The following is a 13570-nucleotide window of genomic DNA, read 5'->3' on the forward strand; positions in this document are numbered from 1 at the left end:
CTTAGCTCGCGGAGGTGCCGCGGGTGGCGAAGCGGCCGGCGAGGGCCACGATGCGGTCGAGCGCGAAGCCGACCAGGCCGACATAGGTGAGGGCCACGATGAGGTCGGAGAGATTGGAGCTGTTCCAGGCATCCCAGATGAAGAAGCCGATGCCGACGCCGCCGATCAGCATCTCGGCGGCGATGATCGCCAGCCAGCTAAGGCCGATGCCGATCTTCAGGCCGGTGAAGATGTAGGGGGCGGCGGCCGGCAGCACGATCTTCCAGAAGAAGGCGGGGCCGCGCAGGCGGATGACGGCGGCGACGTTGCGGTAGTCCTGCGGGACATTCCTCACGCCGACTGCGGTGTTGATGATGATCGGCCAGATCGAGGTGATGAAGATCACGAAGATCGCCGAGGGCTGCGCCTCGCGGAAGGCGGCGAGCGAGAGAGGCAGCCAGGCGAGCGGCGGGACGGTGCGGAGCACCTGGAAGATCGGGTCGAGGCCGCGCATGGCGAAGTCCGAGGTGCCGATCAGCAGCCCGACCAGGATGCCGGCGAGGGCGGCGAGGGCGAAGCCGAGGGCGACGCGTTGCAGGCTCGCCAGCAGGTGCCAGAAGAGGCCCTTATCGAGGCCGCCGTTGTCGAAGAAGGGGTCGGTGATGAGGTCGCGCGCATCGGCCCAGACCTTGCTCGGCGGCGGCAGCGTGGCGCCGGGGCCGCTGGTGGCGAACTCCCACAGGGCGACGAGGGCGAGCACCACCAGCAACGGCGGGATCACCTGCGCCAGGATGGGGCGGAGGCGCGATGCGCGCGGCAGGGCGGCGAAGCTCGCCGGTGCCGAGAGGGCGGCCGGGGCGGTGACCGCCGGCTTGCGGGCCAACATGGTCATCGCTCAGGCTCCGGCGAGTTTCTTGATGGAGAGGGAGGCGAGGTAGGCGGCGGGGTTCTCCGGGTCGAAGACCTTGCCGTCGAAGAAGGTCTCGCGGCCGCGGCTGGTGCCGGTGGGCATCTCCGCGGCGGGGACGCCGGCGCGCTCGGCGGCTGCGCGCCAGAGGCCCTCGCGGTTGACCTGGGCGATGAGCGCCTTGGTGTCGGTGCTCTCGGGGAGGACGCCCCAGCGGATGTCCTCGGTGAGGAACCAGAGGTCGTGGCTGGGGAAGGGGTAGCTGGCGTGGTCGCGCCAGAACTTCATCAGCAGCGGCGAGCCCTCGACCTTGCGGCCGTCGCCGTAGTCGATGTTGCCGAGGCTGCGGTTGAGGATGTCGGTGACCGGCACGTTGAACCAGGCGCGGCGGCCGATGATGGCGCACATCTCCGCCTTGTTCGCGGCCTCGTCGCACCAGCGCTGGGCCTCGATGACGGCGGCGGTGAGCGCCGTCGCGGCGTTCGGGTGCTTCTCCACCCAGTCGGCGCGGAGGCCGAGGGACTTCTCCGGGTGGTCGCGCCAGAGTTCGCCGGTGACGGCGGCGGTGAAGCCGATCTTCTGGTTGACGAGCTGGTCGTTCCAGGGCTCGCCGACGCAGAAGGCGTCCATGGTACCGACCTTCATGTTGGCGACCATCTGCGGCGGCGGGACGACGATGGTCTGGACGTCGCGGTCCGGGTCTATGCCGCCGGCGGCGAGCCAGTAGCGGATCCAGAGGTCGTGGGTGCCGCCGCGGAAGGTCATGGCGACCTTGCTCTCCTGCGTCAGGGCGCGCTTGAGGCTGCTGGCGTCGATGGTGGGCTTCAGCGCCTTGTGCTTCTCGCCAACGGACAGCGCCTGGCCGTTGGTGTTCAGCCGGGCGGTGATGACCATCGGCACGGGCTGGTTGTTCTGCGTCACGCGGCCGGCGGTCATCAGGTAGGGGAGCGGCGTCAGGATATGGGCGCCGTCGATGCCGCCGCGCTCGCCGCCGAGGACGAGGTTGTCGCGCGTGGCGCCCCAGCTCGCCTGCTTCGAGACCTCGACCTCGGACATTCCGTGCCTGGCGAAGAAGCCCCGCTCCTTGGCGATGATGAGGGGGGCGGCGTCGGTGAGGGCGATGTAGCCGAGGATGGCTTTCTTCACCTCGGGCGTGGTCGGGGCTTGGGCGAAGGCGCCGCGCGGGGTCGCGGCGCGGGCGGCGGCGAGGAGGGCGGCCGTCGCGGTGAGGGCGGTGCGGCGGGTGAGGCTCATCTCAGGCGTGCTCCAGGCTGTCGCCCAATGGCGAGGATCGGGGCGAGGACGGGGGTGGCGGGGGCGCGGGGGGCTCGGCCTCGTGCAGGCGGGCGGCGGCGGCGCGCCAGATCTCCTGGCGCCAGGGGGCGAGGGCGGTGCTGTCGCTGACCGCGGCGGGGATGTGGCCCCAACGGCGCATCTGGCGGAGGAACCAGGCGGCCTGCTCGCGGCGCGGGAACGTGGCGTTGTGGAAGCGGAGGGGGGCGGCCAGCGGCAGGCCCTCGGCGGTGCCCTGGAAGGCGGCGGCGATCTCGGCGGAGGCGAGCTTCGGGAAGGCGCGGCGGCGGAGGATGGCGACGGCCTCGGCTTGGTTGCCCGGCTCGTCGAGCCAGCGGGCGGCGGCGATGACGGCGGCGGTGCAGGCGGTGGCGCTCTCCGGGTCGCGGGTGGCGTAGCCGGTGTTGAAGGCAAGGACCTTCTCGGGGTGGTTCGGCCAGATGTCGCCGGTGGAGAGGGCGATGCGGCCGGCGCCGAGGGCGGCGGCATGGCTGCCCCAGGGCTCGCCGGCGCAGAAGCCGTCGATCTCGCCCTCGGCCAGGCGTTGGGCGACCATGGGCGGCGGGACGACGGTGAGGCGGAGGTCGCGGTCGGGGTCGAGGCCGCCCTGGGCCAGCCAGTGGCGCAGCAGGTAGTTGTGGGAGGAGAAGGGGAAGACGACGGCGAGCGTCAGCGGGGGGCGGCCGGCCGTGGCGCGGCGGCGGACCAGGGCGCCGAAGCTGGCGGCGGGGAGCGGGCGGGGGGTGCGGCCGAGCTCCTGCATCAGCGCGTTCGAGAGGGTGATGGTGTTGCCGTTGGCGCCGAGGCCGGCGGCGATCGTCACCTGGGCGCGGACGCCGGTGAGGCCGGCGGCCAGGGCGATCGGCATGGGGCCGAGGAGATGGGCGGCGTCGAGGGCGCCGAAGGCGAGCTTGTCGCGCAGCGCGGCCCAGGAGGGTTCGGCCGAGAGAGTGACGCGGAGGCCGACGGCGTCGAACAGGCCGAGCTCCTGCGCGGCGAGCAGCGGCGCGGCATCGGTCAGGGGCACGAAGCCGAGGCGGAGGGTGCGAAGGACCGGGCGGCGGAGCGTCGGGCGGGGGGCGTCGTCGGCATCGAGCGGCACGGGCGGTCCTCCGGCCCGGGATGGCCAGATGCGGACCGCCATTGGACCGCGAGGGCGTGGGGCGAGTGGCCTTCGTCAGGGGCCGGTGCGGTGCACGCCGTTGCGCATCGCCTCGCTGCTGCAATGCAACAGACGCGGCGGGGAAGCGTCAAGAGAAAAATGCGCGCGGAATGGGCAGGTATGGGTATGAGGACAGGAATAGATTATTAATAAGGCTAAATGCCTAGTTTGAGTCCAATATATGCGCGGCCAGGGCAGGGAGGCGGAGACCGCGATCCATCGCCATGCGGCGGAGGCGCCTATAGGCCTCGGGCTCGGTGAGGCGGTGGCGCTCCATCAGCAGGGCCTTGGCGCGGTCGACCAGCTTTCGCTCGTCGAGGTCGCGGCGGGCGGCGGCGAGTTCCTCGCGCAGAGCCTGGTGGGCGCGGAAGCGGCGGATGGCGACCTCGATCACCGGGCGCATGCGGGCGGGGGCCATGCCTTCCACCACGTAGGCCGAGACGCCGGCGGCGAGCGCCGCCTCGATCTGCTCGGGCTCGGCCTTCTCGGCGAAGAGGACGATGGGGCGGGGCTCGTCGCGGTGCAGGGCGCGCATGCCCTCCAACTCGTCGCGGGAGGGGTCGTCGAGGCCGCAGACGATGACCTCGGCGCCGGTGTCACGGACATGGCGCGTCAACTCGCCCGTGCCGGCGGCTATGGCGACGACGGTGCAGCCGGTGGCGGCGAGGCCGGCCTCGACGGCGGCGGCGCGTTCCGGGTCACTGTCCACAAGCAAGACGCGCAGCACGCGGGCTCCTGGGTCGATCCACCCATCGACAAGCATGGATCGTGCCGCGCGACGAAAGGGGCGGCTCAAAGGGAGGCTGCCATCGCGGGTGGCGACCCGCGCGGGGCGGGCTATGATCCGGGCACACTCAAGGCATGGGCCTGACCATCATGGACAATACCGAATCGATCTGGCGGCTGGTGGATGCGAAGAGGGGCGGCTTCGAGGCGCTCTCCGACCGCGTCTGGGGCATGCCGGAGCTGGCCTATACCGAGACGCGCTCCTGCGCCGAGCATACGGCGATGCTGCGCGAGCAGGGCTTTCGCGTGACCGAGAAGGTGGCGGGCATCCCGACCGCCGTGATGGGCGAGGCGGGCGAGGGCGGGCCGGTGATCGCCATCCTCGGCGAGTACGATGCGTTGCCGGGGCTATCGCAGGAAGCCGGCGTCGCGGAGCCGCGGCCGCTGCCGGGGCCGGGCTTCGGGCATGGCTGCGGGCACAACCTGCTGGGCTCGGCCTCGCTGCTGGCGGCGACGGCGGTGAAGGAGTGGCTGGCGGAGAACAAGCTGCCGGGGCGGGTGCGCTACTATGGCTGCCCGGCCGAGGAAGGCGGGGCGGCGAAGGGCTTCATGGTCCGCGACGGGGCCTTCAAGGATGTGGATGTCGCCATCTCCTGGCATCCCGCGGCCTTCGCGGCGGTGCAGGAGGCTGTGTCGCTCGCCAATACCCGGATCGACTTCTCCTTCGTCGGACGCGCGAGCCACGCCGCCGCGGCGCCGCATCTCGGGCGGAGCGCGCTGGATGCGGTGGAGCTGATGAATGTCGGCGTCAACTACATGCGCGAGCACATGCCGAGCGATGCGCGCATCCACTATGCCTATCTCGATGCCGGCGGCGTGGCGCCCAATGTGGTGCAGCCGACGGCGAAGGTGCGCTACCTGATCCGGGCGCGGGACCTGGTGGAGCTGCGGCGGCTGATCGAGCGGGTGCGGAAGGTCGCCGACGGGGCGGCGCTGATGACGGAGACCAAGGTCTCGTCGAAGGTGGTCTCGGGCGTCTCCAACCTGCTCGGCAATGCGCCGCTGGAGCGGGCGATGCAGAACAACCTCGACCGGCTGGGGCCGCCGCCCTTCGACGACCTCGATCGGGCGCGGGCGGCGGAGTTCCAGGCGACGCTGACCGAGGAGGATATCGCGGCCTCCTGGCGGCGGATCGGGCTGCCGATGCGGAAGGGCGTCGCGCTCTGCGACGTGGTCGTGCCGCTCGAGGTGCGGGGGGCGCCGATGATGGGCTCGACCGATGTGGGCGATGTGAGCTGGGTGGTGCCGACGGTGCAGGCGCGGGGCTCGACCTATGCGATCGGCACGCCGGGGCATTCCTGGCAGCTTACCGCGCAGGGCAAGCTGCCGGCGGCGCATAAGGGCATGGTGCATGTGGCGAAGGTGATGGCGGGCACGGCGGTCGATTGCCTGCGCGACCCGGCGCTGATCGAGGCGGCGAAGGCGGATCTCGCGGCAAGGACGGCGGCCAACCCGTATGAGCCGGTGCTGTCGCCCGATGTGCAGCCGCCCTTAGACATGTCCGTGACGGCGGCCTGACATGGCACAGCTCGACGAGAAGGCGCGCGGCGTCTTCGTCATCGCGCCGACGCCCTTCACGGTGGATGGCGCGCTGGATCTCGCCAGCACGGACCGGATGGTGGATGCCTATCTCGCCGCTGGGGCGAGCGGGCTGACCATCCTCGGCATCATGGGCGAGGCGCCGAAGCTCGATGCGGCGGAGGCGGTGGAGTTCACCGCCCGCGTGCTGCGGCGGGTGGACGGGCGCGTGCCGGTCGTGGTCGGCGTGTCCTCGCCGGGCTTCGCCAGCATGAAGTCGCTGTCGCGCAGCGCGATGGATGCCGGCGCGGCGGGGGTGATGATCGCGCCGACGCCGGGGCTGAAGGGGGACGACGCCGTCGTCTCCTATATCGCCCAGGCTTCCGAGGTGGTGGGCGACGCGCCCTACGTGCTGCAGGATTATCCGCAGGCGAACGGCATCTTCATGTCCGTCGAGATGATCCGGCGGATGGCGGAGGACCCGCGCCTCGTCATGGTGAAGGCGGAGGATTGGCCGGGGCTCGACAAGATCACGGCGCTGCGTCGGCTCTCGGATGAGGGACGGATGCGGCGGGTCAGCATCCTCGGCGGGCTCGGCGGGCAGTTCCTGCCGGAGGAGCTGGCGCGCGGGGCGGATGGCATCATGACCGGCTACGGCGTGCCGGAGATGCTGGTGCGGGTCTGCGAGATGATGGGGAGGGGGGAGCGCGACGCGGCGCAGGACCTCTTCGACCTGCACCTGCCGCTCATCCGCACCGAGCTGCAGCCGGGGCTGGGGCTGGCCGTGCGCAAGTACATGCTGATGCGGCGGGGAATCATCGCCTGCGACGCGCTGCGGCGGCCGGGGCCGAAGCTCTCGGCAGAGACGCGGGCGGAGGTGGATTACCTGCTCGGGCGCCTCGCGGCGCGGGACCCGATCGTCACTCTCTGAACTCGGGCGGCGGGTCGTCGAGGCCCGCCGGCGGCATGGCCAGCGGGTCGCGCAGCAGGAGGTTGGGGTCGTTCTCGGCCACCTTGTTGACGCGGCTGGTGACGGGCCAGGCGAGGGTCAGCTCGGGCGGGTAGGGCTTGAGCAGGGCCAGCAGCTCCTCGGGCTCGGCGGGGGTTTCGCCGAGCCAGGCGGGCCAGGCCTCGCGGGGCAGGATCATCGGCATGCGGTGGTGCATGGCGGCGAGCTTCTCGTTCGCCTCGCCGGTGACGATGGTGCAGGTGCGGAGGATGCTGCCGTCGGGGGCGCGCCAGCCTTCCCAGAGGCCGGCCAGTGCCATGGGTTCGCCGCCGGCGAGGGCGATGGCGAAGGGCTGCTTCGCCTTGCCCTCGGTGCGCCATTCGTAGAAGCCGTCGGCGGTGACGAGGCAGCGGCGCTTGCGGAAGGCCTCGCGGAAGGAGGGCTTGTCCGCGATGCCCTCGGAGCGGGCGTTGATCATCTTGCTGCCGACCGAGGGATCGCTGGCCCAGCGGGGGACCAGGCCCCAGCGCAGCGCGTCGAGGTGGCGGGCGCCGGTCTCGGGGTGGCGGCGGACCACCAGCGCATCCTGGGTGGGCGCGCGGTTCCAGCTCGGGGGCGTGTTGGGAATGGGGTTCAGCGTCTCGAAGTAGCGGGCGACATAGCCGGCGCCGCGCTGCTGGAAGTATCGTCCGCACATCGGGGCAGTCTACATGACCGGTGGGGGAAGGCGATGGCGGAGCTTGAAATCATCGGCGTGGCGCGCAGCACCTATGTGTGGACCTGCCGGATGGTCTGCGCGGAGAAGGGGGTCCTGTATCTCCATACCCGGGGGTGGCCGGGGACGCCGGAGATGCGGGCGCTGCACCCCTTCGGCAAGATTCCGGCGATGCGGCATGGCAACCTCGTGCTCTACGAGTCGAAGGCGATCTGCACCTATGTCGACCGGGTGTTCCCGGGGCCGAGGGTGATTCCGGAGGAGCCGGTGGCGCAGGCGCTGGTGGAGCAATGGGTCTCGGTGGTGAACACCGTGATCGATCCGCTCTGTATCCGGCGGTACCTCTATGCGCACGTGTTTCCGGGGACGGAGGACGGGTCGCCGGACCGGGCGGCGGCGGAGGCGGCGGTGCCGGGGATGCGGGAGCAGCTTGGGTTCCTGGACCGGAGCGTGGCGCCGACCGGGCATCTGGTGGGGGAGGGGTTCACGCTGGCGGACGCGAACCTGCTGCCGATCCTCTACTACCTGGCGCGATTGCCAGAGGCCGGGGCGATCATGGCGGGGCTGCCCGCTTTGATGGGTTACCTGACGCGGCACCTGGCTCGCCCGAGCGTGGCAGCGACGGAGCCACCCCCGCCGAAACAGCGCTGACTCGAGGGGTCCAGGGGCCTTTCGGCCCTTGGCAGAGGGAATTCGAGGGGGACGGCGTCCCCCTCGTGCCTCAGATCTCCCACCAATACTTTCGCGCTTCCTTCATCGCATCATGCGGCCCGATGCCGATGTCGCGGAGCATGCGCGGCTCCATCTCGACCAGGTACTGCCGCTCGCGGCGCCGGGCCAAGCCGAGCCGCAGCCAGGCCGTGACGCGGACGCGCAGCGGGCGCCGGGTGAAGCTGGCGGGAAGGGCGAGGGCGGGCGTGCGAAGGGCGGTCTGCATGGCTCCATTCTCCCGTTGGGGGTGATGGAGGATGGGATGGTTCGATCTTGCGGTCCCGGTACGGGTTGGCGGGTTCTGAGTGAACTGTACCGGTCGGCGGGCGGCACAGTGCGGGTGGCGTCCCTGACGGTGATGCTTGCGGAGGCGGGCCGAGGGGCGGCAGGCTGGGGGTATGCCGGACACGATGCCGCTTCCTCATTCCCTGGCGACATTGCGGCTCGAGCGCGACGGGCCGGTGGTGGAGCAGATCGTCGACAAGCTCGGCGGGATGATCCGTGCGGGGAGCCTGGCGGCGGGGGTGCGGCTTCCCTCGGTGCGAGCGATGGCGGGGCGGCTCGGGTGCAGCGTGCATTCGGTCGTCGAGGCCTATGACCGGCTGGGGGCGATGGGGCTGGTGGCGCCAAGGCCGGGGGCGGGGACCTTCGTCGCCGCCATAGGGCCGCAGCCGGCGGGGCGTGGGGCGGACCCGGATGTGGGGGATGAGGCGGTCAGCCTCCGCAGCTTCGGGGCGCCGGCCTTGTGGAAGCCGGGGAACGGGTATTTGCCGGAGGGGTGGCTGCGCGATGCCTGGCCGCCGGCGGTGCTTCACCGGGTGCAGCGGCGGATGCCGGAGCTGCTGGCATGTGATGGCACGGCGCGGGGGGACGGGGCGCTGCGCGAGCAGATCGCGGTGCGGCTGGCGGGGATGGCAATGCCGGTCTCGCCGGATTGCCTGCTGACGACGCTCGGCGGGACGCAGGCGCTCGACCTCATCATCCGCACGCAATTGCAGCCGGGCGATACGGTGCTGGCGGAGGACCCCGGCTACTTCAAATTCTACACCATGCTGGAGCGGGCAGGGGTACGGTTGCATCCCATTCCTTGGAATCCGGACGGGCCGGACCTGGAGGCGGTGGAGGAGGCGTGTCGGACACTGCGGCCGAAGCTCTTCCTCGTGCAGAGCGTGCTGCACAACCCGACGGGGTGGACGGCCTCGGCGGCGACGCTGCATCGGCTGTTGCTGATCGCCGAGCGCCACGGGCTGATGCTGGTGGAGGACGACACCTATGCCGACCTGCATCCCGGCCATCCGGTGCGGCTGCTGCAATTGGCGGGCGGGCGGGGGCTGATCTACCTCTCCTCCTTCACCAAGATGGTGGGGCCGGCGACGCGGCTCGGCTTCATTGCCGCCGAGCGGCCGATCATCGAGGCGTTGTTGCAGGCGAAGCTATTGTCGGCGCCGGCGCTGCCGGTGATGACCTCGGCGCCGGTCACGGTGAGGCTGTTGGTTGCGCCGAGCAGGATGAGCTGATCGCGGCCGCTGCCGAGATCGACCAAGCCGCCGGTGATCGGGGTCGAGATGGTGACGATATCGTCGGCGCTGCCGCCGCTGATGGAGGTGTTGCTGGCGGAGCTGCTGGCCTCGGGGCAGTACCGGCGGTGGGTCGACAGGTTGCGGCCGAAGCTGGCGGCGACGCGGGCGCAGGCGGTGGCGCGGTTGCAGGCGCTCGGCTTCGGGCTGGCGGCGGAGGGGGAGCCGGGGCTGTTCCTCTGGGCGGCGCTGCCGCCAGGCTGCGAGCCGGAGGCGGTGTATCAGGCGGCGCTGGATCGGGGGCTGCTGCTGGCGCGGGGCTCGCTGTTTCGGCCGGAGCGGGGGGGGAGCCGGCATCTCCGGTTCAACGCGGCGCGGTCCTCGGAGCCGAGGATGTTCGAGGCGCTGGAGGCGGCGCTGGCCGCGCGGGGGGCGGATACCGGCTGACAGGGATGACCGGTGGCTCCGCGACGTCCCGCGCGCTCATCGCCTCGCCGGCGGACGGCCCTCGCAATCTCGTGCATCGCGCCCGGCATAAAACCCTGGCCCTGCCTGTCCCGTGCCGACATCCTGCGAGGAACGGGAACCGGCGATGGGAGAATGGCCATGGCGATCCGTCTCGGAACGCCCGCAGGCGACATGCTGCGTGGGACCAGGCATCCGGATCTGGCTGCCGGCCGCGCCGGCGACGACATTCTGCAAGGCGGCCTTGGGGACGACCTTCTCAGCGGCGGCGGCGGCAACGATACCATCCATGGCGAGAACGAGTTCGGCCCTGACCCACGCGGCTACATCAACACCGCCCCGGGCGAGCCGGCCGCCGGCAGCAACATGATCCTCGGCGGTGCCGGGGATGACAGCATCGTCGCCGGCTTCGGCCGTGACACTGTGTCCGGCGGGGCAGGCGATGACGTGATCTCGGGGGCGGGGACGCCGAGCTTCCCCTATCCGCCGCTCATCATCGAGGCGCGCAACTTTGACCTGAGCGACCTCCTTTGGGGTGACGCCGGCGACGACAGCATCCAGGGCTTCGGTGGCCGCGATACCATCCTGGGCGGGTGCGGGGACGACACGATCGAGGGTGGTACCGGTGCGGACGTGCTCCTCGGTGGTGCGGGACATGACGCATTCGCCTTCACCATGCAGAGCTGGCGTCCGAGCATCAACGGCATCGACACTGGCACCGGCCGCGGCGAGCGCGACGTCGTGCTCGACTTCCGCCAGGGCGAGGACATCCTCGACCTCGCCGGCCACAAAGCGGTCTACGGCTCCGACCTTGACCCGACGGCCTTCCTCGGGACCGGGGAATTCGTCGACGAGCGGCGCACGCAGGTTCGCTACGAGGTGCAGGACGGGCGGACCATCGTCGAGTTCTTCGCGGGGGACCTCTATGACCCTGCGATGCCCCCCGCAGCCCGTGGCCAGATCGAGCTTGCCGGGACCTACCGGTTGTCGGCTTCGGACTTCAGGTTCGACTTCGATCTCGGCTGACGGCCTGCCGCTGCCCGCCACCGGTGTCATGACCGGCTACATGGGATAGGCGGAACGCAGTCGGGATGTGAGGGAGAGAACCTTTTGGATACAGGTAATTATCCTCATCCAATCCTCCAGATCGTAAATATCAGGCCGCTAAGTGGCCCGGCAGGCGCTCTGAGCTTTACAAACTTGGCTAAGGAAGGGTGTTCGATAACCGGCAAATGACCGCTCTCAGACTAACGGAGCCTTTAAGTGGGCGGCGAGGACCCCTTCGTTGATACGTCCGATCCCGCGGGCCGGGGGCTCTGCCCCCGCGCCGCCGCGTGCGCGGCGGCTCCCCCGGGATACAAGGCACAAAAACCGGGCAGCACCGAGCCTTCACGATGAAGCAATGGCGCTCCGATGTCGCACCGCGCTTGGCTGTTGCGTCGAGCGAAAAAACCGAGGATAATTCCACTGCGGGCCCCGGAGACGGATAGGCCGCGCACGAAAACTGGAACGCCGCCGGCGCAAGCCTGCGGCGTTTCTCGTGCCGTCTTCGAACCGAAACTGCATGGCGCCACAGAGCAAGAGAACGGCCGTCTGTATCGACGATGCGCGGCGCTGGTGGCCGTTGATCCAGTGTGTTGCACGCATCAACGGTGAGGACGCACGTAGCCCTACCCACGTTGCGGGTCATGCGATGCGAACATAATCCGGTCGTCCGAGCTCGAGCATATGGTTCAGCACGCCGGCGGCAATGGCCACCTCGGTCGCTTGCCGGCCATTGATTTGCGACCGCAGCCCCTCACCGATAACGCACTTCCATCGTGAGATGCCGGCCTCAACCAAGACACGGTTGTTGTAGCTTGAAGCCTTCTGCCAGCCCGTGCGGCCGCGCTCCGCGATACAGTGCAGATGGCCGTCCCGCTGAGTCGGTGCGGTCTCCGCAGTTTCACTCGGCACCGCGTTCGCGCGGGGTGGTACGATCACAGCCGCCTTGGAATGCCGGGTCGTGACCTCGATGTAGACGTTGTCCTGGTCATAAGCACCATCGTTGGTGAAAGACGCCACCGCCCCTCGATCTGATCGAGCAAGGCACCGACTTGCGAGCTGTCGTCAGCGTCCTTGTCGGTCAACACCGCCGCGACAATCCGACCCGTGTTGACGTCGGTGGCAAGGTGCAGCTTGCGCCAGCCACGACGCCTCTTGCTGCCATGCTTCTCAACCAGCCACTCGCCGGGGCCACCAAACTTCAGATGCCGTATGGGGCCGGGCTACCATGGGAACCGCAGGTTTCCGGTTGGAATGACAGTCCCCAAGCTGATGGAGTGAGCAGGGCCGAGTGGCGGTCTTGGCCATCTAGGGAGGTCGGTCATGGAGTACTTTGCTGCGGTCGATGTCTCGCTCGAGCTGAGCAGCGTGTGCGTGGTGGACGGCACGGGACGGATCCTGCACGAGGCCAAGGTGGCCAGCGAACCGGAGGCACTGGTTGCTTTCCTCAGAGGGAGCGGTCTGGCCTTCACTCGGGTCGGGCTGGAGGCGGGCCCCTTGTCGCAGTGGATCCATGCCGGGCTGACGGGAGCGGGTTTCGAGGCCGTGCTCCTGGAGACGCGCCACGTGAGGGCGGTGCTCCGGTCGGCGGCGGTCAAGACGGACCGCAACGACGCCCGCGGCATGGCGCAGATGGTCCGCATGGGCTGGTTCCGCCCCGTCCACGCCAAGACGATACCTGCTCAGGAAGTCCGCGCCCTGCTGGTTGCGCGCAAGCAGCTGCAGGCCCGGCTGAACGACCTGGAGCGCTGCCTGCGCGGCATTCTGCGCGGCTTCGGCCTGAAGCTCGGCGAGGTAGCCAAGGGGCGGTTCGAGGCGCGGGTCCGCGAGCTGGTTGCCGGCCAGAGGACGTTGGAGGGCTTGGCCGGGCCCATGCTCCGCGCCCGGGCTGCTTTGCGTGCCGAGTACTCGGCCCTGCACCGGGAGGTACTCCGGACGGTGCGGACCGACACGAATTGCCGGCGCATGATGACCGTCCTCGGTGTCGGCGCGATCGTGGCCATGACCTTCAAGGCGGCGGTCGATGACCCGAACCGGTTCAAGCACTCCAGAGATGTTGGCGCGCACTTCGGGCTGACGCCAAGACGCTACCAATCCGGCGAGGTCGACCGCTCCGGCCACATCAGCAAGTCTGGAGACGGGGACGTCCGGACGGCGCTGTTCGAGGCGGCCCATGTCAGATGCAGCCTGGAGCGTTGGTCACCGAGGTGGCTCGGCGTTGGGGCATCGGCACGGGGCTGATCTACACCTGGCGCCGGCAGATGCGGCAGGGTGAGCTCGGCGTTGTGCCGGTGTTCGCACCCACCTTTGCGCAGGTGACCGTAGCCTCACACCCGGCGATGGCCGAGCCGGAGCCGATTGCGTCGCTGCCGGAGGTGCCGGCCGAGGCCGGCGACCGGGACGCGGGGCGGATCGAGGTTGCCCTACCTTGCGGTGCGACGGTGCGGGTTGGGCGAGACGTGGACGAGGCGGCGTTGCGCCGGGTGCTGTCGGCGGTGCGGGCGCCATGATCGGGCCGCCACCT

Annotated in this window: 15 protein-coding genes and 1 pseudogene; 8 read left to right on the forward strand and 8 right to left on the reverse strand. The window is 70.2% G+C overall.

Features of this window, described 5'->3' with window-relative positions; translation table 11 throughout:
- Position 1: 1 nt before the first annotated feature.
- The 4 genes from ntrB to EP26_RS11815 form a co-directional block, all read right to left on the reverse strand.
- Positions 2–871, reverse strand: a complete 870-nt coding sequence (gene ntrB, locus EP26_RS11800; protein ID WP_043338732.1) for a nitrate ABC transporter permease — start codon at positions 869–871, stop codon at positions 2–4.
- 3 nt (positions 872–874) lie between these two features.
- Entirely contained in the window at positions 875–2140 is a 1266-nt protein-coding gene (locus EP26_RS11805; RefSeq protein ID WP_043338733.1) for a CmpA/NrtA family ABC transporter substrate-binding protein, read from the reverse strand.
- Position 2141: 1 nt separating this feature from the next.
- Positions 2142–3281, reverse strand: a complete 1140-nt coding sequence (locus EP26_RS11810) for a CmpA/NrtA family ABC transporter substrate-binding protein (RefSeq protein WP_052389078.1) — start codon at positions 3279–3281, stop codon at positions 2142–2144.
- Between the two features lie 223 nt (positions 3282–3504).
- A complete protein-coding gene (locus EP26_RS11815) occupies positions 3505–4068 on the reverse strand; it encodes an ANTAR domain-containing response regulator (RefSeq protein ID WP_043338776.1) in 564 nt (187 codons plus the stop codon).
- Between the two features lie 149 nt (positions 4069–4217).
- Between EP26_RS11815 and EP26_RS11820 the strand changes: the two genes are divergently transcribed.
- A complete protein-coding gene (locus EP26_RS11820; RefSeq protein WP_043338778.1) occupies positions 4218–5645 on the forward strand; it encodes a M20 family metallopeptidase in 1428 nt (475 codons plus the stop codon).
- Between the two features lies 1 nt (position 5646).
- Entirely contained in the window at positions 5647–6576 is a 930-nt protein-coding gene (locus tag EP26_RS11825) for a dihydrodipicolinate synthase family protein (RefSeq protein ID WP_043338734.1), read from the forward strand.
- Here EP26_RS11825 and EP26_RS11830 read toward each other — a convergent pair.
- The gene (locus EP26_RS11830; protein ID WP_043338735.1) at positions 6566–7291 is read right to left on the reverse strand and encodes an SOS response-associated peptidase; all 726 of its coding nucleotides are present in this window, start codon (positions 7289–7291) and stop codon (positions 6566–6568) included. The two genes, EP26_RS11825 and EP26_RS11830, sit on opposite strands and share 11 nt — an antisense overlap.
- 33 nt (positions 7292–7324) lie before the next feature.
- Between EP26_RS11830 and EP26_RS38115 the strand changes: the two genes are divergently transcribed.
- On the forward strand, positions 7325–7960 hold the full coding sequence (locus EP26_RS38115; RefSeq protein ID WP_052389079.1) for a glutathione S-transferase family protein: 636 nt from the start codon (positions 7325–7327) through the stop codon (positions 7958–7960).
- 70 nt (positions 7961–8030) lie between these two features.
- On the opposite strand, the gene EP26_RS11840 is transcribed toward EP26_RS38115, so the two are convergent.
- Complete coding sequence (locus EP26_RS11840) at positions 8031–8246, reverse strand: DUF1127 domain-containing protein (protein WP_043338737.1); 216 nt, start codon at positions 8244–8246, stop codon at positions 8031–8033.
- Between the two features lie 172 nt (positions 8247–8418).
- Here EP26_RS11840 and EP26_RS11845 point away from each other — a divergent pair, with 172 nt between their 5' ends.
- The 3 genes from EP26_RS11845 to EP26_RS31880 all read left to right on the forward strand — a co-directional run bounded on the left by EP26_RS11845 (position 8419) and on the right by EP26_RS31880 (position 11028).
- Positions 8419–9537 (forward strand): aminotransferase-like domain-containing protein, encoded by a 1119-nt coding sequence (locus tag EP26_RS11845; protein WP_043338738.1) that lies wholly within the window; start codon positions 8419–8421, stop codon positions 9535–9537.
- A 48-nt stretch (positions 9538–9585) separates the two neighbouring features.
- Positions 9586–9984, forward strand: coding sequence for an aminotransferase class I/II-fold pyridoxal phosphate-dependent enzyme (locus tag EP26_RS11850; protein WP_157033502.1), 399 nt, complete (start codon positions 9586–9588; stop codon positions 9982–9984).
- A 159-nt stretch (positions 9985–10143) separates the two neighbouring features.
- Positions 10144–11028 carry a calcium-binding protein gene (locus tag EP26_RS31880; RefSeq protein ID WP_052389080.1) on the forward strand — a complete coding sequence of 295 codons (885 nt, stop codon included), beginning with the start codon at positions 10144–10146 and terminating at the stop codon, positions 11026–11028.
- A gap of 660 nt (positions 11029–11688) precedes the next feature.
- On the opposite strand, the gene EP26_RS11860 is transcribed toward EP26_RS31880, so the two are convergent.
- Both EP26_RS11860 and EP26_RS38585 read right to left on the reverse strand, forming a co-directional pair.
- Complete coding sequence (locus EP26_RS11860) at positions 11689–12066, reverse strand: hypothetical protein (protein WP_052389081.1); 378 nt, start codon at positions 12064–12066, stop codon at positions 11689–11691.
- Positions 11982–12260, reverse strand: coding sequence for a transposase (locus EP26_RS38585; RefSeq protein WP_084112476.1), 279 nt, complete (start codon positions 12258–12260; stop codon positions 11982–11984). The genes EP26_RS11860 and EP26_RS38585 overlap by 85 nt, the downstream gene beginning before the upstream one ends.
- A 109-nt stretch (positions 12261–12369) precedes the next feature.
- On the opposite strand from EP26_RS38585, the pseudogene EP26_RS11865 reads away from it, so the two are divergent.
- Positions 12370–13274, forward strand: a pseudogene (locus tag EP26_RS11865) (IS110 family RNA-guided transposase); the annotation flags it as partial.
- Positions 13254–13556 carry a hypothetical protein gene (locus EP26_RS11870; RefSeq protein WP_052389083.1) on the forward strand — a complete coding sequence of 101 codons (303 nt, stop codon included), beginning with the start codon at positions 13254–13256 and terminating at the stop codon, positions 13554–13556. The pseudogene EP26_RS11865 and the gene EP26_RS11870, both read left to right, overlap by 21 nt.
- Positions 13557–13570 lie beyond the last annotated feature (14 nt).

It is taken from the genome of Belnapia moabensis DSM 16746 (assembly GCF_000745835.1).
Taxonomy (GTDB): domain Bacteria; phylum Pseudomonadota; class Alphaproteobacteria; order Acetobacterales; family Acetobacteraceae; genus Belnapia; species Belnapia moabensis.